The sequence below is a fragment of the Citrobacter sp. wls826 genome (genome assembly GCF_005281245.1).
GTDB lineage: Bacteria > Pseudomonadota > Gammaproteobacteria > Enterobacterales > Enterobacteriaceae > Citrobacter > Citrobacter braakii.
Genome location: NZ_SZWS01000061.1, coordinates 270,442 through 286,898 on the forward strand (window position 1 = coordinate 270,442; position 16,457 = coordinate 286,898).

The 16,457-nt window shown below is 53.6% G+C and carries 15 protein-coding genes and 1 other annotated feature; of the genes, 6 read left to right on the plus strand and 9 right to left on the minus strand.

Translation table 11 applies throughout. From position 1 onward, the window contains the following. The 6 genes from trpA to trpL form a co-directional block, all read right to left on the minus strand. On the minus strand, positions 1 to 777 hold a 777-nt coding region (gene trpA, locus FDW87_RS18795; protein ID WP_137380056.1), incomplete at its 3' end, for a tryptophan synthase subunit alpha. Further along, on the minus strand, positions 777 to 1,970 hold the full coding sequence (trpB, locus tag FDW87_RS18800; RefSeq protein WP_003020645.1) for a tryptophan synthase subunit beta: 1,194 nt from the start codon (positions 1,968 to 1,970) through the stop codon (positions 777 to 779). The genes trpB and trpA, both read right to left, overlap by 1 nt. Positions 1,971 to 1,980: 10 nt before the next feature. After that, positions 1,981 to 3,339, minus strand: coding sequence for a bifunctional indole-3-glycerol-phosphate synthase TrpC/phosphoribosylanthranilate isomerase TrpF (gene trpCF / locus FDW87_RS18805; RefSeq protein WP_137380057.1), 1,359 nt, complete (start codon positions 3,337 to 3,339; stop codon positions 1,981 to 1,983). Between the two features lie 3 nt (positions 3,340 to 3,342). Further along, positions 3,343 to 4,938, minus strand: a complete 1,596-nt coding sequence (gene trpD / locus FDW87_RS18810) for a bifunctional anthranilate synthase glutamate amidotransferase component TrpG/anthranilate phosphoribosyltransferase TrpD (RefSeq protein WP_003020639.1) — start codon at positions 4,936 to 4,938, stop codon at positions 3,343 to 3,345. After that, complete coding sequence (locus FDW87_RS18815) at positions 4,938 to 6,500, minus strand: anthranilate synthase component 1 (RefSeq protein ID WP_016156654.1); 1,563 nt, start codon at positions 6,498 to 6,500, stop codon at positions 4,938 to 4,940. Before FDW87_RS18815 ends, trpD begins: the two co-directional genes overlap by 1 nt. Positions 6,501 to 6,523: 23 nt before the next feature. After that, positions 6,524 to 6,618, minus strand: a sequence feature (Trp leader region). Continuing rightward, positions 6,595 to 6,657, minus strand: a complete 63-nt coding sequence (gene trpL, locus FDW87_RS23345) for a trp operon leader peptide (RefSeq protein WP_072034401.1) — start codon at positions 6,655 to 6,657, stop codon at positions 6,595 to 6,597. It overlaps the preceding feature by 24 nt. A 117-nt stretch (positions 6,658 to 6,774) precedes the next feature. On the opposite strand from trpL, the gene rnm reads away from it, so the two are divergent. From rnm to rluB, 3 genes are all read left to right on the plus strand, one after another. Next, positions 6,775 to 7,653, plus strand: a complete 879-nt coding sequence (gene rnm, locus FDW87_RS18825) for an RNase AM (RefSeq protein WP_047417264.1) — start codon at positions 6,775 to 6,777, stop codon at positions 7,651 to 7,653. Further along, a complete protein-coding gene (locus FDW87_RS18830) occupies positions 7,650 to 8,270 on the plus strand; it encodes an L-threonylcarbamoyladenylate synthase (protein ID WP_016153256.1) in 621 nt (206 codons plus the stop codon). The genes rnm and FDW87_RS18830 overlap by 4 nt, the downstream gene beginning before the upstream one ends. Positions 8,271 to 8,370: 100 nt before the next feature. Further along, positions 8,371 to 9,246 carry a 23S rRNA pseudouridine(2605) synthase RluB gene (rluB, locus tag FDW87_RS18835; protein WP_006684306.1) on the plus strand — a complete coding sequence of 292 codons (876 nt, stop codon included), beginning with the start codon at positions 8,371 to 8,373 and terminating at the stop codon, positions 9,244 to 9,246. A gap of 83 nt (positions 9,247 to 9,329) precedes the next feature. Here rluB and cobO read toward each other — a convergent pair whose 3' ends face one another. Beyond that, on the minus strand, positions 9,330 to 9,920 hold the full coding sequence (gene cobO / locus FDW87_RS18840; RefSeq protein WP_016153255.1) for a cob(I)yrinic acid a,c-diamide adenosyltransferase: 591 nt from the start codon (positions 9,918 to 9,920) through the stop codon (positions 9,330 to 9,332). After that, the gene (locus FDW87_RS18845) at positions 9,917 to 10,678 is read right to left on the minus strand and encodes a YciK family oxidoreductase (RefSeq protein WP_016156651.1); all 762 of its coding nucleotides are present in this window, start codon (positions 10,676 to 10,678) and stop codon (positions 9,917 to 9,919) included. Before FDW87_RS18845 ends, cobO begins: the two co-directional genes overlap by 4 nt. 210 nt (positions 10,679 to 10,888) lie before the next feature. On the opposite strand from FDW87_RS18845, the gene sohB reads away from it, so the two are divergent. Further along, positions 10,889 to 11,935 carry a protease SohB gene (gene sohB, locus FDW87_RS18850; protein WP_137380042.1) on the plus strand — a complete coding sequence of 349 codons (1,047 nt, stop codon included), beginning with the start codon at positions 10,889 to 10,891 and terminating at the stop codon, positions 11,933 to 11,935. Between the two features lie 53 nt (positions 11,936 to 11,988). On the opposite strand, the gene FDW87_RS18855 is transcribed toward sohB, so the two are convergent. Further along, positions 11,989 to 12,240, minus strand: a complete 252-nt coding sequence (locus FDW87_RS18855; protein WP_003020616.1) for a YciN family protein — start codon at positions 12,238 to 12,240, stop codon at positions 11,989 to 11,991. Positions 12,241 to 12,637: 397 nt separating this feature from the next. Here FDW87_RS18855 and topA point away from each other — a divergent pair, with 397 nt between their 5' ends. Together topA and cysB are read left to right on the plus strand one after the other, a co-directional pair. Further along, positions 12,638 to 15,235 (plus strand): type I DNA topoisomerase, encoded by a 2,598-nt coding sequence (gene topA / locus FDW87_RS18860; RefSeq protein WP_016153252.1) that lies wholly within the window; start codon positions 12,638 to 12,640, stop codon positions 15,233 to 15,235. 207 nt (positions 15,236 to 15,442) lie between these two features. Next, a complete protein-coding gene (gene cysB, locus FDW87_RS18865) occupies positions 15,443 to 16,417 on the plus strand; it encodes an HTH-type transcriptional regulator CysB (protein ID WP_016153251.1) in 975 nt (324 codons plus the stop codon). Positions 16,418 to 16,457 lie beyond the last annotated feature (40 nt).

Consider the following 16,457-nt stretch of genomic DNA (forward strand, 5'->3'; position numbering starts at 1 on the left):
GACAAAAGATTTCAGCTCAGCCAACATCTGTTCCGGTGCCGCAACATTTTTCTCAATGATTTTCACAATTGCCGAGCCGGAAATAGCGCCAGCAGCGCCAGCGTCAATCGCGCCGGTTACCTGTTCAGGTGCAGAGATACCAAACCCCTGTAAAGAAGGCGGAGCATCATATGCTTTCAACTTTTCGACCAGGTGATGCAGCGGTAACGCCGCACGATTTTCAGCACCGGTCACGCCCGCACGCGAAAGCAAATAGGTATAGCCGCGGCCATGAGAGGCTATCTGGCGCAGCAGTTCTTCATCAGCGTTCGGTGGGCAGATAAAAATTGGCGCAATGTTGTGGCGGAGCGCCGCAGCTCTGAATGGCGCGGACTCTTCAACGGGAACATCGGCTACTAACACGGAATCCACGCCAACTTTTTCACACTGGGCGTAAAACTCGTCAATGCCCTTGCTAAACACCAGGTTGGCATACATCAGCAAGCCAATGGGAATCGTAGGGTGCTTCTGGCGAATCAGCGCCAGCATTTCAAAGCATTGCGACGGCGTGACGCCGGCGGCAAACGCACGCAAGGTGGCTTCCTGAATGGTTGGACCGTCAGCCAGCGGATCGGAGAACGGAATACCGAGCTCAAGGGCATCAGCACCGGCGTCAATCAGCGTATCAATGATTTTCAGTGACTGCTCAACAGACGGATCGCCCAGGGTTACGAAGGGGACAAAAGCACCTTCTTTGCGGTCCTTCAGCTGTGCAAACAGGTTTTCGTAACGTTCCATCAGATTTCCCCTCGCGCTTTCAGAATATCGTGTACGGTGAAAATGTCTTTGTCGCCGCGACCGGAGAGATTAACCACCAGTAACTGCTCTTTTTCCGGGTTTTCACGCATCATTTTCAATGCGTGTGCCAGGGCATGGGAGGACTCCAGCGCCGGAATAATCCCCTCGTGCAGACACAGCGTTTTGAAGGCCTCGAGCGCTTCGTCGTCGGTGATCGAAACATAATCGGCGCGACCAATGCTGTTCAGATACGCATGCTGCGGCCCGACAGACGGGAAATCCAGCCCCGCGGAAATAGAGTAAGACTCTTCAATCTGTCCTTCTTCGGTCTGCATCATCGGGGACTTCATGCCGAAATAAATCCCGACACGACCATGCTTCAACGGTGCGCCATGTTCCCCTGATTCAATCCCATGGCCGCCAGGCTCGACGCCAATCAAACCGACGCTGGTTTCATTAATAAAGTCCGCGAACATACCGATGGCGTTAGAACCGCCGCCCACGCAGGCGATAACCGCGTCCGGCAGGCGACCTTCTTTTTCAAGGATCTGCGCTTTAGTTTCCTCGCCGATCATGCGCTGAAATTCACGAACAATGGTCGGGAAGGGATGTGGACCCGCCGCCGTACCGAGCATATAGTGCGCGGTATCGTAGCTGCCAGACCAGTCGCGCAGCGCTTCGTTACAGGCATCTTTCAGGGTTGCAGAACCGCTGTGAACCGGGATAACTTCAGCCCCCATCAGACGCATACGGAAAACGTTTGGCGACTGGCGTTCAACGTCTTTTGCACCCATATAAATACGGCATTTCAGCCCCAGCAGTGCGCTGGCGAGAGCTGATGCAACACCGTGCTGGCCCGCGCCGGTTTCGGCGATGATCTCCGTTTTCCCCATACGTTTCGCCAGCAATGCCTGGCCCAGCACCTGGTTGGTTTTGTGCGCGCCGCCGTGCAGCAAATCTTCACGTTTGAGATACAGCGTAGTGTTGGTGCCTTGAGTAATATTCTGGCATTTGGTCAGTGCAGTTGGACGACCAGCATAGTTTTTCAGCAGGTCTGTAAACTGCGCCTGAAATTCAGGATCCTTTTGCGCGCTGACAAAAGCTTCCTCCAACTGGCGCAGGGCAGGCATCAGAATCTGTGGCACATACATACCGCCAAATTCACCAAAATACGGATTGAGTAATGTTGTCATGTCCTTTTCCTTAATATGCGCGCAGCGTCTGAAAGACCGAAGCCAAAAGACGTGCATCCTTGATGCCCGGCTGTGACTCTACGCCAGAATTGAAATCGAGACCGGCACAGCCGGTTTTTGCCGCGTCAACGCAGTTATCAGCGCCGAGTCCGCCAGCCAGTAAAACGTTATCCAGCGATTGTCCGCCTAAAAGTGACCAGTCGAAGCGTTGACCGCTGCCGCCCTGACCATTGTCGAATACGTATTTATCGACGTGCTGATAATCACGAGCTGGCAACGTTTCGCTGACGCTTAACGCCTTCCAGATTTGCACCTGTTCGGGGAGCGCGTCGCGCAGGGCGTCAACATAGGCCTGGTCTTCGCTACCATGCAATTGCACGGCTGTTAGCCCCAGAGCCACCGCTGTTTCACGCACGTCGGTGATCTCTGCGTTGCGAAACACCCCGACATATTGCAGCGGTGCGCCGGTCATGACCTCGCGCGCGCGTTCAACGCTGACCGCGCGTGGCGATGTGGACACAAAAATCAACCCGCCGTATATGGCACCCGCTTCGTATGCCGCGTTTGCATCCTGAGGCCGGGTTAAACCGCAGACTTTATTTTCGCCGAGCAGAACGCGACGCACGGCAGCATGCAGATCATCATGCGACATCAACGCGGAGCCAATCAGAAAACCGTTGGCGAAGTGGCTGAGTTCTCGCACTTGACCATAGGTATTGATACCGGACTCGCTGATGACGGTTACGCCATGACCCAGTCGCGGCGCCAGTTGGCGGGTGCGATTCAGATCGATCGACAGGTCGCGTAAATCACGGTTGTTGATACCGACGACTTTGGCACCCAGTGCGATAGCACGCTCCAGCTCTTCATCGTTACTGACCTCGGTCAGTACGCCCATTTTCAAACTGTGGGCGACGGCGGCGAGTTGACGATATTGCTCATCATCAAGTACCGACAGCATCAGCAGACAGGCGTCCGCCTGATAGAAGCGCGCCAGGTAAATCTGGTAAGGATCGATAATAAAGTCCTTACACAGAATCGGTTGCGGTGCGATGCGGCTGACGATGGGCAGGAAATCAAAGCTCCCCTGGAAATATTTCTCATCGGTCAGTACGGAAATCGCAGAAGCATATTGTTTATATACGCCCGCAATCTGTGCCGGGTCGAAGTCATCACGGATCACGCCTTTTGACGGAGACGCTTTTTTGCACTCCAGAATAAAGGCGGTGCGTGCACCTTGCAGCGCATCGTAGAAATCACGAGAGCTGGGTTGAACATCATTCTGAAAGCTGGCCAGCGGTTGTTGCTGTTTGCGGGCTTCTACCCAAATCGCCTTGTCTGCGACAATTTTCGCTAAAACGGTTTGCATCATTTACCCTCTTGCTGCCAGTGCAGTGACACGGTCATAGGCCGCGCCGCTGCGCAGTACATTAATCACGGTTTGCGCATTGGCTTTTAAATCTTCTTCACCGTGCAGGCGCATTAACATGGCGACATTCGCGGCAACAGCAGCTTCATGAGCGGCTTCACCTTTACCTTGTAACAAGCGACTAAGAATGTCACGGTTTTCTTCCGGCGTGCCGCCAGCCAGCTGTTCTTGGTGGTAAGGCGTCAGGCCAAAGTCTTCCGCCGTCAGTTGATAGCTCTTGATTTCGCCATCATGCAACTCTGCCACAATGGTCGGTGCATGCAGGGAAACTTCATCCATGCCGCCGCTGTGCACCACGGCTGCCCGCTGATACCCCAACACGCGCAGCGTTTCGGCAATCGGCAGCACCAGTTCCGGACTGTAAACGCCGATCAGCGCCAGCGGCGGATGTGCCGGGTTAATCAACGGGCCGAGGACGTTAAACAGCGTACGGGTTTTCAACTGTTGGCGTACCGGCATAGCATGGCGAAAACCGGTGTGGTATTTCGGCGCAAACAAGAAACACACACCGAGGTCGTCAAGTGCCTGACGGGATTTATCGGCGTTCATATCCAGATTGATGCCAAAAGCCGCTAACAGATCCGAAGAGCCCGACTTGCTGGAGACGCTGCGGTTGCCGTGTTTGGCGACTTTCAGTCCGCAAGCGGCCGCCACAAAGGCGCTGGCGGTGGAAATATTGATACTGTTGCTGCCATCACCGCCGGTACCGACAATATCGGCAAACAGATAATCAGGTCGCGGGAACGGGGCGGCGTTTTCCAGCAACGCGGTTGCCGCACCGGCAATTTCATTCGGGTGCTCGCCACGAATTTTCATGCTCACCAGCGCCGCAGCCAGTTGTTCCGGCTTCAGTTCACCGCGTACCACGGCGGAGAACAGCTGGTGGCTTTCCTGCTGAGACAGCGTCTGGGCCTGATACAGTTTCTCCAGAATAGGTTGCAGGGTATTGGTCTGTTCGAGTTTCTGTTGCGCCCAGGCCAGCGTTTGCTCCAGCAGACGTGCGCCCTGGGTGGTCAGAATGGATTCTGGATGGAACTGGAAGCCACATACGCGATCGGTATCGTGACGTACCGCCATCACCATGCCGTTAAAGTGGGCGTTGATGGTCAATCCGGCCGGAACGTTGCTGCCAACCAGCGAGTGATAGCGCGCCACTGGCAGCGGATTTGCCAGACCGGCGAACATTGCCTGACCATCGTGTTCAATGCTGGACGCTTTGCCGTGCAGGATTTCCCCAGCCTGTCCCACGTATCCACCATAGGCCTCGACAATGGCCTGATGCCCCAGACAAATGCCGATGATTGGCAGCTTGCCGCGCAGGCGGGTTAACAGCTCCGGCATGCAGCCCGCTTCGCTTGGCGCACCTGGACCTGGAGAGAGCATCAGCACCGGATTTTTCATGGTCGCTAAGCGGTCTATTAATGTCTGGGCCGGAATATGGTTGCGGTAAATCACCACGTTATGACCGTTAGTACGCAGCTGATCTGCCAGGTTATAGGTAAAAGAGTCGATATTATCGAGCAGCAGAATGTCAGCCATTAGAAGGTCTCCTGTGCGTGGTGTGCGGTGGCGATAGCACGCAGAACCGCACGCGCTTTATTACGGGTTTCATCGGCTTCTGACTGCCCAACGGAATCCAGAACAATTCCGGCGCCAGCCTGTACGGTGGCAATACCGTCTTCCACGAGGGCGGAACGAATCACAATACAGGTATCCAGATCGCCATGGGCCGTGAAGTAACCTACTGCACCGCCATAGCTGCCGCGACGACGGCCTTCGGCCTCGGCGATAAGCTGCATGGCGCGAACTTTCGGTGCTCCGCTTAGCGTACCCATGTTCATACAGGCGCGGTAAGCATGCAGCACATCCAGATCGCTACGCAGCTCGCCGACTACGCGGGAAACCAGGTGCATAACGAAGGAATAACGATCCACTTTGGTGAGGTCAGCAACGTAGCGGCTGCCGGGCGTACAGATGCGCGCCAGGTCGTTACGCGCCAGGTCTACCAGCATCAGGTGCTCGGAAAGCTCTTTATGATCGGTACGCATCTCCAGCTCAATACGGCTGTCGAGATCGCGGTCCAGCGAACCGTCCGCACGACGACCGCGTGGGCGGGTCCCGGCAATCGGATAGATTTCAATCTGCCGGCTGGTGGCATCGTATTTCAGCGAGCTTTCCGGAGAGGCGCCGAACAGTGTGAAATCGTTGTCCTGCATAAAAAACATGTACGGGCTGGGGTTACTTTTCTTCAGCACATAGTAGGCCGCCAGCGGTGACGGGCAGGGCAGCGAGAAACGACGGGATGGAACCACCTGGAAAATTTCGCCAGCGCGAATGGCTTTTTGCATACCACGAACCACGGCGGCAAACTCTTCATCGCTCTGATTGCATTCGCAGCGCATGTGCGGGACTTCAGTGACGGGCAGCGGCGGCGCAGGTTCGGTAAGCTGCTGGCTCAGTTGCGCCAGACGGGCATTAAGACGCTGTTTTTCTGCATCGCTGGGGGTAAAAATGCTGGCCTGAATGCGGGTGCTTTTCTTCTGATGGTCGATGACCATGAGCGTTTCTGCCAGATAGAAGCAGTAGTCAGGGCAACGGTTGCCCGCTTCAAGCTGAGGTAAATCTTCAAAACCGGCAACCAGGTCGTAGGAAAACAGACCGCCGAAGAACATCGCTTCACGTTCTTGCGCAGGAACATTAACCAGCTCCTGCAATAAACGGAAGGCATCAAATACGGACAGGGAACATAAGCGGGCGTCTTCATCCAGCAGCGGGCTAACGGCAGGGAATCGCAGATGGCGACCATTCGGCTGTTGTTTGTTCTCAACACCCGCGGGCAGGGCAGCATCCAGCAGCGGCAGCAGCGATGCGCCGTTAGCGGATAATGCCTGGATGGTGACAGTGTCACCGATGGCGGTAATTCGTAATGCGCTGTCGACCAGCAGCAAGCTCTTCAGATCGTCTTTGCTGTCGATATCGGCAGATTCCAGCAGCAGCGTTGCCGGACGTGCGCCACACACCTGATGAAACAGCGCCGTCGGATTTTCACGGTAGGCGGCATCGCAGGCAAGCAGCTCGAGTGTCGGTTTTTGTGTTTGCATCGTTATTCTCATTAATTTTGTTCAAAAAAAAGCCCGCTCATTTGGCGGGCCGGGTATCTGGTTGCATATTGCAGACGTAAGACACTGCCCGAAATCAGGAAGTGCGCCACCAACCGTGCAGAACATATGTTGCTTTCATCTCAGATACCTTCTTCATGTGAACTTGCGTACTAGTTAACTAGTTCAATGGAATAAAGTCAACACCTGATTTCAGTATATTTGTCTAAACCGCTATGATGGGCGGGTTAAGACATTTAGTGAAACGGGAGCCGCATTGAGCGACACGAATTACGCAGTGATTTATGACCTGCACAGTCATACTACAGCCTCCGATGGGCGATTAACGCCAGAAGCCTTAGTACACCGTGCGGTAGAGATGCGAGTCGGTACACTGGCGATCACCGATCATGACACCACAGCGGGTATTGCGGCGGCAAGAGAAGAAATTTCACGTGCGGGTTTAGCGTTAAATTTGATCCCTGGCGTCGAGATATCAACAGTCTGGGAAAACCATGAGATCCATATCGTGGGTCTGAACATTGATATCGTCCATCCAATGATGTGCGAATTTCTGGCGCAGCAAACGGAACGTCGTCAGCAGCGCGCGCGCCTGATTGCTGAACGACTCGACAAAGCGCATATTCCCGGCGCGTGGGAAGGGGCATTACGCCTGGCTGATGGCGGGGCGATCACTCGGGGGCATTTCGCGCGTTTCCTGGTGGAATGCGGAAAAGCTACAACCATGGCGGATGTCTTTAAAAAATATCTTGCTCGTGGGAAAACCGGTTACGTTCCGCCACAGTGGTGTACAATAGAACAAGCTATTGATGTCATTCATCATTCTGGCGGTAAGGCAGTTCTGGCTCATCCTGGGCGGTACGATCTTAGCGCTAAGTGGCTGAAAAGACTGGTTGCGCATTTTGCTGAACATCACGGCGACGCGATGGAAGTGGCACAGTGCCAGCAGTCTCCCAATGAACGCACCCATCTGGCGACGCTTGCGCGTCAGCATCAACTGTGGGCATCGCAAGGGTCTGATTTTCATCTACCCTGCCCATGGATTGAGCTGGGTCGTAAACTCTGGTTGCCCGCAGGCGTAGAAGGCGTCTGGCAACTTTGGGAACAGCCCGAGACCACAGAGAGGAAAGTATGAGCCAGTTTTTTTATATTCATCCCGAAAACCCACAGCAGCGACTGATCAATCAGGCCGTTGAAATCGTGCGTAAAGGAGGGGTGATCGTCTATCCAACTGATTCCGGCTATGCGTTGGGTTGCAAAATTGAAGATAAAGGCGCAATGGAGCGCATTTGTCGCATCCGTCACCTGCCGGACGGGCACAACTTTACGCTGATGTGTCGTGACCTGTCCGAACTGTCGACCTATTCGTTTGTCGACAACGTGGCCTTCCGTTTAATTAAAAACAACACGCCGGGTAACTACACGTTCATCCTGAAGGGGACGAAAGAAGTACCACGTCGACTGTTGCAGGAAAAACGTAAGACCATCGGCTTGCGTGTACCCTCGAATCCGATTGCGCTGGCGCTGCTGGAAGCGCTGGGCGAGCCTATGCTCTCTACATCACTGATGCTGCCGGGCAGCGAATTTACCGAGTCAGATCCGGAAGAAATCAAAGATCGTCTGGAGAAAGTGGTGGATTTGATTATCCACGGTGGATATCTCGGCCAGCAGCCAACCACGGTTATCGATTTAACCGATGATTCCCCGGTGGTATTGCGCGAAGGCGTCGGCGACGTTAAACCTTTCTTATAAGGGCGCGAACCGCTATACTACGCGGCCTTAAAATGGCGCTGACTGGCGCCGTTGATTCTCCTGTTCGACGCCTGTGAAGGCGACATCTAAAGGAAGCTCTATGAGCGAAAAGTTACAAAAAGTGCTGGCGCGCGCTGGCCACGGTTCTCGCCGTGAAATTGAATCCATAATTGCCGCGGGTCGCGTGAGCGTTGATGGCAAAATTGCCACGCTCGGCGATCGCGTTGAAGTTACGCCGGGTCTGAAAATCCGTATCGACGGTCATCTGATTTCGGTTAAAGAATCTGCGGAGCAAATCTGCCGTGTTCTGGCTTATTACAAGCCAGAAGGTGAACTGTGTACCCGTAACGACCCGGAAGGTCGTCCGACCGTGTTTGATCGTCTGCCAAAACTGCGCGATGCGCGCTGGATTGCCGTGGGACGTCTGGACGTGAATACCTGTGGTTTACTGCTGTTTACCACCGATGGCGAACTGGCGAACCGTCTGATGCACCCAAGCCGCGAAGTTGAACGTGAATATGCGGTGCGTGTGTTTGGTCAGGTTGATGACGCAAAACTGCGCGATCTGAGTCGTGGCGTGCAGCTGGAAGATGGTCCGGCCGCATTTAAAACGATCAAGTTCAGCGGCGGTGAAGGGATCAACCAGTGGTATAATGTCACGTTGACCGAAGGGCGTAACCGTGAAGTCCGTCGCCTGTGGGAAGCCGTGGGCGTGCAGGTAAGTCGTCTTATCCGTGTACGTTACGGTGATATCCCACTGCCGAAGGGCCTGCCGCGTGGCGGCTGGACGGAACTTGACCTCGCGCAGACCAACTATTTGCGTGAACTGGTGGAACTGAAGCCGGAAACCACCTCTAAAGTTGCCGTCGAGAAAGATCGTCGCCGTATGAAGGCAAACCAGATCCGCCGTGCGGTGAAGCGCCACTCTCAGGTTGGCGGCAGCCGTCGTCCGGGCGGTCGCAGCAACAACGGTTAATCATGAGTAGGCCTGATGAGCAACGCGCCATCAGGCGTTAGCGTGGAGCCGGATGCGGCGTAAGCGCCTTATCCGGCCTACTGTCAGTAATCGATCCCCATCTGGGCTTTCACACCCGCTTCAAAGGCGTGCTTAACTGGCCGCAGTTCGCTGACCGTATCCGCTAACTCCAGAATATCGCGATGACATCCACGACCGGTGATAATAACCGTTTGATGGGCAGGGCGCGCGTTTAGGGCATTGATGACCTCGTCGAGCGGCAGATAGTCGTATGCAACCATGTAGGTCAGCTCGTCCAGTATCACCATATCCAGCTCAGCGTCGGCCAGCATCCGCTTGCCGTGTTCCCATACGGCCATGCAGGCTGCGGTGTCGGACTCGCGGTTCTGCGTTTCCCAGGTAAATCCTGTCGCCATGACCTGAAACTCAACGCCGTGGGGTTCGAGTAAGTTTCGTTCACCGTTTGGCCACGTCCCCTTAATAAATTGCACTACACCAACTTTTTTACCGTGGCCTACTGCGCGCGTGGCGGTACCGAACGCGGCGGTGGTTTTACCCTTACCATTTCCGGTGAACACAATAATAATCCCGCGCTCGTCTCTGGCGGCGGCAACACGGGCGTCAACCCGGTCTTTTACGCGCTGCTGGCGCTGCTGATAGCGTTCTTCACTCATTGGGCGATTCCTGGTTTACGGCCCGGCTGGGCATCGAAAGTCATACCGGTTTTACGGCGGCTGTCATCGCCCATCAGCCACAGGTACAGCGGCATAATATCGGCGGGGGTTTTCAATTTTTGCGGATCTTCCGTCGGGAACGCGCTGGCTCGCATGCCGGTACGCGTTCCACCTGGATTGATACAGTTTACGCGCAGGTGGCGGTTCTGATATTCATCAGCCAGAACCTGCATCATTCCTTCGGTAGCAAATTTGGAGGTGGCGTATGCCCCCCAGTTGGCGCGCCCCTGGCGACCGACGCTGGAGGAGGTAAAGACCAGCGATCCGGCATCGGATTTGAGCAACAACGGTAACAATGCCTGAGTCAGCATAAAGGTGGCGTTCACGTTTACCTGCATCACGTCCTGCCATACCTGCGGGTTTTGCTCGCTCATCGGGCAAATGTCACCGAGCAATCCGGCATTATGCAATACGCCATCCAGACGCGGGAAATGCGCGGCAATGCGCTGTGCGAGCTGGTGGCATTCGTCAGACGTACAGGTGAGCAGATCCAGCGTGAACCAGTGTGGTTGCGTACCTTTTTCTTCGGCGATGGAGCGGGCAACCTGACGCAGTTTTTCTTCGTTACGCCCTAACAGAATAACGGTCGCGCCGTAACGCGCGTAGGTCTGTGCGGCTTCACGCCCGATACCATCGCTGGCACCGGTGACCAGAATAATGCGGTCCTGTAGAAGATCTTGTTTCGGTTGATAATGCACGGCTACTCCTCGGCGACGTCCTGGCCATCTCGTTCGCGATAACTTTTGGGCTTTATGCCTTAAACCCTGTTCTTTTTCAATCAGCCAAAGGCAATAACACCGCAAAATGAACGCGTTGTCATGCTTTTTACTGAATGGATGAAGCAAGACGGGTTAACAAGGCTGTTGTACACTGAGCGAAAGTAGCGTTGTTTAACCAAGGTGGGTCACGTGGAATTGTTGTCTGAATATGGGTTGTTTTTGGCAAAAATTGTCACTGTCGTGGTGGCTATTGCGGTGGTAGTTATGCTGATCGTAAACGCGACACAACGCAAACGTCAGCGTGGGGAATTGCGGGTTATTAATCTCAGCGATCAATATAAAGAGATGAAAGAAGACCTGTCGCTGGCCTTATTGGATGGGCATCAGCAAAAATTCTGGCATAAGGCGCAGAAAAAGAAACACAAGCTTGAGGCGAAGGCCGCTAAGGCAAAAGCGAAACTGGGAGACAGTACGTCATCTGATAAACCACGGGTATGGGTACTTGATTTTAAAGGCAGTATGGATGCCCATGAGGTCAGCGCATTACGCGAAGAGGTGACGGCAGTCCTGGCGGTCGTTAAACCCCAGGATCAGGTCGTAGTTCGTCTGGAAAGTCCGGGCGGCGTAGTACACGGCTATGGCCTGGCCGCGTCCCAGTTACAACGTCTGCGCGATAAGCAGATCCCGCTGACCGTTACGGTAGATAAAGTCGCTGCGAGCGGCGGATATATGATGGCTTGCGTGGCGGATAAAATTGTCTCGGCGCCGTTTGCTATTGTCGGCTCTATTGGCGTTGTGGCACAGATCCCGAACTTTCACCGCTTCCTGAAAGGGAAAGATATTGATATCGAACTGCACACCGCCGGACAGTACAAGCGTACGCTGACCTTACTTGGTGAAAACACGGAAGAAGGGCGGCAGAAATTCCGCGAAGACCTGAACGAAACCCATCATCTGTTTAAAGATTTTGTACAGCGCATGCGTCCGGCTCTGGACATTGAGCAGGTTGCCACGGGTGAACACTGGTTTGGTCAACAGGCGCTGGTCAACGGGCTGGTGGATGAGATCAATACCAGTGATGAGGTGATCCTCGGACTGATGGACGGTCGTGACGTATTAAACGTACGTTATCTGCAGCGTAAAAAACTGATGGACCGTTTTACCGGCAGTGCCGCCGAGAGCGCCGATCGTTTACTGATGCGTTGGTGGCAGCGAGGACAAAAACCGCTGATGTAAAATTGTAATTGCCGGATGAGGCGCAGCCGTCATCCGGCAAATCATTTCTCGTGTTAATCGATCAAGTGATACTTTTCAGAAAGTACGTGCGCCAGATGTTTAAACATATTAAACACCGCCGTACTTTTGGGCGTCGGTAGCCCTTGCTCGTCTAAAAAGTAATCTCCGCTGAAAACCAGCACGCCATTTCGCTGCGTTACGCCGGTGGCGACAATCCCCGCCAGCGTGTCCTCATGCTCACGAATGATTTTGTTGGCTTCAATCAGCAGTGTTTCGCGATCGATGGGTTGAGTGTCTTTATGCATTATTTACTCCTTAAACAAGGACATTAGTCTACGCCGAGCCCGGCTTATGGGCAAATATACCCTGACTTAAATGAAGGTCTTACGACAGTGTTGCAAGTGGCGAGATTTGTTTTTGCATGCTAATAAAGTTGCGTAACGCATTTTATCAGGTACAGTGTGACGCTTTCGTCAATCTGGCAACAGATTTGCTTGACATTCGACCAATACTCCGTCGTGCTATAGCGTTTGTGAGCGAAAAAGCCTGTTAACTCAGTTACATGAGAGTTACATTACAAGCGCGAATCAGTTTAAGGGTTGATATCCGCCGACGCAGAGACCATATCGATGTCTCGTCGCCAGTGGAAGGTGAATCAACGTGCGACGCATTCTGGAAGAATCAAATTAGGTAAAGGTGAATATGGGTAAAGCTCTTGTCATCGTTGAGTCCCCGGCAAAAGCCAAAACGATCAACAAGTATCTGGGTAATGACTACGTGGTGAAATCCAGCGTCGGTCATATCCGTGATTTGCCGACCAGTGGCTCAGCAACTAAAAAGAGCGCCGACTCAACCTCCACCAAAACGGCTAAAAAGCCCAAAAAGGATGAACGTGGCGCTCTCGTCAATCGTATGGGTGTTGACCCGTGGCACAACTGGGATGCGCGCTATGAAGTGCTGCCCGGTAAAGAAAAAGTTGTTTCTGAACTGAAGCAACTGGCTGAAAAAGCCGACCACATCTATCTCGCAACCGACCTTGACCGCGAAGGGGAAGCCATTGCGTGGCACCTGCGGGAAGTGATCGGCGGCGACGACACCCGCTACAGTCGCGTGGTGTTTAACGAAATTACCAAAAACGCTATTCGTCAGGCGTTTGAAAAACCGGGCGAACTGAACATCGACCGCGTCAATGCGCAACAGGCGCGCCGCTTTATGGACCGTGTTGTGGGCTATATGGTGTCGCCGCTGCTGTGGAAAAAAATTGCGCGAGGCCTGTCAGCAGGCCGCGTACAGTCGGTTGCCGTGCGTCTGGTGGTTGAGCGTGAACGCGAAATCAAAGCATTCGTTCCTGAAGAGTTCTGGGAAATTGATGCTAACACGACCACGCCAGGCGGTGATGCGTTACCGCTTGAGGTGACGCATCAGAATGATAAACCGTTCCGTCCTGTCAACCGGGAACAAACGCTTGCCGCCGTTAGCCTGTTGGAAAAAGCGCGCTACAGCGTTCTGGAACGTGAAGATAAGCCGACCAGCAGCAAGCCGGGTGCGCCGTTCATCACCTCCACGCTACAGCAGGCCGCCAGCACGCGTCTGGGATTCGGCGTGAAGAAAACCATGATGATGGCGCAGCGCTTGTATGAAGCGGGCTACATCACTTATATGCGTACTGACTCAACCAACCTGAGTCAGGATGCGGTGAACATGGTTCGCGATTACATCAGCGATAATTTCGGCAAAAAGTATCTGCCGGAGAGCGCGAACCAGTACGCCAGCAAAGAGAACTCGCAGGAAGCGCACGAAGCTATCCGTCCTTCCGATGTCGCCGTTCAGGCGGAATCGCTGAAAGATATGGAAGCCGATGCGCAAAAACTGTATCAGCTGATCTGGCGCCAGTTTGTTGCCTGTCAGATGACGCCTGCTAAATATGATTCCACCACGCTGACGGTGGGCGCGGGTGATTTCCGTCTGAAGGCGCGTGGTCGTATTCTGCGCTTCGATGGCTGGACGAAAGTGATGCCTGCGCTGCGTAAGGGCGATGAAGACCGCATTTTACCTGCGGTGGATAAAGGCGATACGTTGACGCTCATCGAACTGACACCTGCGCAACACTTTACCAAACCGCCTGCGCGCTTCAGTGAAGCTTCGCTGGTTAAAGAGCTTGAAAAACGTGGGATTGGTCGCCCATCCACGTATGCGTCGATCATTTCTACGATTCAGGATCGCGGTTATGTTCGCGTTGAGAACCGTCGCTTCTACGCTGAAAAAATGGGTGAAATCGTCACCGATCGTCTGGAAGAAAACTTCCGCGAACTGATGAACTACGACTTTACCGCGCAGATGGAAGACAGTCTCGACCAGGTGGCAAATCACGAAGCCGAATGGAAGGGCGTACTCGACAACTTCTTCACTGATTTTACTCAGCAACTGGATAAAGCCGAGAAAGATCCTGAAGAGGGCGGTATGCGTCCGAACCAGATGGTGCTGACCAGCATTGATTGCCCAACCTGCGGACGCAAGATGGGTATTCGTACCGCCAGCACTGGCGTTTTCCTGGGTTGTTCTGGCTATGCGCTTTCCCCGAAAGAGCGTTGCAAAACCACCATTAACCTGGTGCCGGAAAACGAAGTGCTGAACGTGCTGGAAGGCGACGATGCGGAAACCAACGCTTTGCGCGCCAAACGTCGCTGCCAGAAGTGCGGCACGGCGATGGACAGCTACCTTATCGATCCTAAGCGCAAGCTGCATGTATGCGGTAATAACCCTACCTGTGATGGCTATGAGATCGAAGAAGGCGAATTCCGCATCAAGGGTTATGACGGTCCTATCGTTGAGTGCGAGAAATGTGGCTCTGAAATGCACCTGAAAATGGGACGTTTCGGCAAGTACATGGCGTGTACCAACGACGAGTGCAAAAATACCCGTAAGATCCTGCGTAACGGTGAAGTTGCTCCACCTAAAGAGGATCCGGTTCCGTTGCCAGAACTGCCGTGTGAAAAATCTGATGCGTATTTCGTGTTACGTGATGGTGCTGCAGGTATCTTCCTGGCGGCAAATACGTTCCCGAAATCACGTGAGACACGTGCGCCGCTGGTTGAAGAGTTGTACCGCTTCCGCGATCGTCTGCCGGAAAAACTGCGCTATCTGGCAGATGCGCCGCAGACTGACCCGGACGGCAACAAGTCGATGGTTCGTTTCAGCCGTAAAACCAAGCAGCAATACGTTGCTGCGGAGAAAGACGGTAAGGCGACCGGCTGGTCCGCGTTCTTCGTTGACGGTAAATGGGTAGAAGGGAAGAAATAACAGCATTCCGGCTGAGTTTCTCCTCAAAGGGTCGCGTAAGCGGCCCTTTTGTTTCTGGCGTATTATTTTTTGCCATCCCTATACAGCTCACATAGAAATGATATAGTGGTTATAGTTAACACACTTTTTATTATTAAATCGTATTAGCAGCGCCAACGAGCCTGCTCTGAAACGATGATTTGATGGCGCAAATCGGGATGGCTTAACATGAAATTACAGCAGCTTCGCTACATTGTTGAGGTGGTGAACCACAACCTTAATGTCTCCTCAACGGCGGAAGGGCTTTATACCTCGCAGCCAGGTATCAGTAAGCAAGTTCGTATGCTGGAAGATGAACTTGGCATCCAGATTTTTGCCCGTAGCGGTAAGCACCTGACCCAGGTTACGCCAGCGGGGCAGGAAGTCATTCGAATCGCGCGAGAAGTTTTGTCGAAGGTGGACGCCATTAAGTCCGTTGCTGGCGAACATACCTGGCCGGACAAAGGCTCACTGTATATCGCCACCACGCACACTCAGGCGCGTTACGCTTTGCCGAACGTTATTAAAGGCTTTATTGAGCGTTATCCACGCGTCTCATTGCATATGCACCAGGGGTCGCCGACGCAAATCGCCGAAGCCGTCTCGAAAGGGAATGCAGATTTTGCTATCGCGACGGAAGCCCTGCACCTGTATGACGATCTGGTGATGCTGCCTTGCTACCACTGGAACCGTTCGATTGTCGTTACGCCGGACCATCCGTTGGCGGGCAAATCCGCCGTATCCATTGAAGAACTGGCGCAGTACCCGCTGGTGACCTACACGTTTGGATTTACCGGACGTTCGGAACTGGACACCGCGTTCAACCGTGCGGGTCTGGAGCCGCGTATAGTTTTTACCGCGACCGATGCCGATGTCATTAAGACCTATGTACGCCTGGGACTCGGCGTGGGGGTAATTGCCAGTATGGCGGTTGATCCTGTCTCCGACCCTGACCTGGTGCGCGTTGATGCCCATGATATCTTCAGCCATAGCACCACCAAGATTGGTTTTCGTCGCAGCACTTTTTTACGCAGTTACATGTATGATTTTATTCAACGTTTCGCGCCGCATCTGACGCGTGATGTGGTGGATACTGCGGTGGCGCTACGTTCCAACGACGATATTGAAGCCATGTTTAAAGATATTAAATTGCCTGAGAAATAATAACGGCTGTTACCTCGTCGGTATCCTCAAACATAAAGCG

Coding starts and splice junctions, on each gene's coding strand:
- rluB (WP_006684306.1), top strand. CDS start 8,371: ATGAGCGAAAAGTTACAAAAAGTGCTGGCGCGCGCTGGCCACGGTTCT.
- trpD (WP_003020639.1), bottom strand. CDS start 4,938: ATGGCTGACATTCTGCTGCTCGATAATATCGACTCTTTTACCTATAAC.
- trpCF (WP_137380057.1), bottom strand. CDS start 3,339: ATGCAAACCGTTTTAGCGAAAATTGTCGCAGACAAGGCGATTTGGGTA.
- topA (WP_016153252.1), top strand. CDS start 12,638: ATGGGTAAAGCTCTTGTCATCGTTGAGTCCCCGGCAAAAGCCAAAACG.
- FDW87_RS18830 (WP_016153256.1), top strand. CDS start 7,650: ATGAGCCAGTTTTTTTATATTCATCCCGAAAACCCACAGCAGCGACTG.
- cysB (WP_016153251.1), top strand. CDS start 15,443: ATGAAATTACAGCAGCTTCGCTACATTGTTGAGGTGGTGAACCACAAC.
- FDW87_RS18815 (WP_016156654.1), bottom strand. CDS start 6,500: ATGCAAACACAAAAACCGACACTCGAGCTGCTTGCCTGCGATGCCGCC.
- trpB (WP_003020645.1), bottom strand. CDS start 1,970: ATGACAACATTACTCAATCCGTATTTTGGTGAATTTGGCGGTATGTAT.
- FDW87_RS18855 (WP_003020616.1), bottom strand. CDS start 12,240: ATGCATAAAGACACTCAACCCATCGATCGCGAAACACTGCTGATTGAA.
- cobO (WP_016153255.1), bottom strand. CDS start 9,920: ATGAGTGAAGAACGCTATCAGCAGCGCCAGCAGCGCGTAAAAGACCGG.